1 protein-coding gene is annotated in these 1,306 nt (G+C 39.7%); it reads left to right on the top strand.

Annotated elements, in window-relative coordinates; translation table 11 throughout:
• Positions 1-124: 124 nt before the first annotated feature.
• Positions 125-1,294 (top strand): IS4 family transposase, encoded by a 1,170-nt coding sequence (locus D1164_RS23575; RefSeq protein WP_119352357.1) that lies wholly within the window; start codon positions 125-127, stop codon positions 1,292-1,294.
• Positions 1,295-1,306 lie beyond the last annotated feature (12 nt).

The raw sequence follows: 1,306 nt of genomic DNA, 5'->3' as shown, positions 1-1,306 counted from the left end.
CATTAGTGTCCACTAAACTTTATAAAATATTGTTTTAAGAACTTGATATTATGTAAGATATGCTCGAAATAGGTTGTCCACGATTTGAATTCATACCTTTAAATTCAAAATTAAATTTAGGGGTATGTACAGTGGAAAATATGTTTTTGCACAACTTATCGAGTTTCTTCCTCAAAAAGCATTTCAACGAATCGTTATGAAGTACCAAGGTGACAAATACATCAAGTCTTTCAGTTGCTGGAACCAGTTGCTGATCATGATGTACGGTCAGTTGTCTGGCTGTGATAGCCTTAGAGAGCTTGTCTGCATAATTACTGCACATGCACCGAAGTCTTACCATCTGGGTTTCGGTAAATCTTTGATAACACGCAGCAATCTGTCGAAAGCGAACGCGAACAGGGATTGCAGGATATTTGAGGAATTTGCCTACAAAATGATATTCATCGCCCAGGGGAAACGAATCACCAAAGAGTTTGAAATTAACGGAAGGTTTTATGCTTTTGATTCTACTACGATTGACCTGTGCCTTAACCTTTTCTGGTGGGCAAGATTTCGCAAGGCCAAAGGTGGTATTAAGGTACATACACTTTATGATGTTATTACTCAAATTCCAACCTTTCTTCATATTACGGAGGCCAAAGTTCATGACATGAATGCGATGGATGAGATTCCTTACGAGCCAAATGCTTACTATATTTTTGATCGTGGCTATTTTGATCTTGCAAGGCTTTTTACAATCAATCTCATCGGTTCCAACTTTATTATAAGGGAAAGAGGTCAGCTTCAATATAGAATAATTGAGGGCGAGGATCTCCTTGAAAGCCCTGATAATATTCTCTACGATCAGACGATACGACTTACAGGACAGCAGACAAGGGGAAAATACCCTGTTTTGCTCCGGCGTGTCGGCTATTACTCTATGAAACACCAAAGGACCTTCACTTACCTCACTAATAATTTTGAAATCAGCGCAAAACACATTGCCCTGCTTTATAAAAGCAGATGGCAAGTGGAACTCTTCTTTAAGTGGATTAAACAACATCTGCGTGTAAAGTCTTTCTGGGGTGTAACCGAAAATGCTGTCAGAATCCAGATTTTCTCGGCAGTTACAGCCTATTGCCTTGTTGCTATTATTGAGCATGACCTCCGGCTTAATCGAAGCACTTTTGATGTGCTTCGCATCCTGAGCATGTCGCTTTTCGACAAAACACCGATCAGGGAACTCTTCAAAAGGGTGGTGCAAATGGATGATATGCCTGAAAATGGTCATGGCCAATTGTGCTTTAATTTTTAGTGGACACTAATG

It is taken from the genome of Mariniphaga sediminis (genome assembly GCF_003573545.1).
GTDB classification, from domain to species: Bacteria; Bacteroidota; Bacteroidia; order Bacteroidales; family Prolixibacteraceae; genus Mariniphaga; species Mariniphaga sediminis.
The sequence above is the reverse complement of the archived record's forward strand: the minus strand, read 5'-3'. Positions and strand labels throughout refer to the sequence as shown.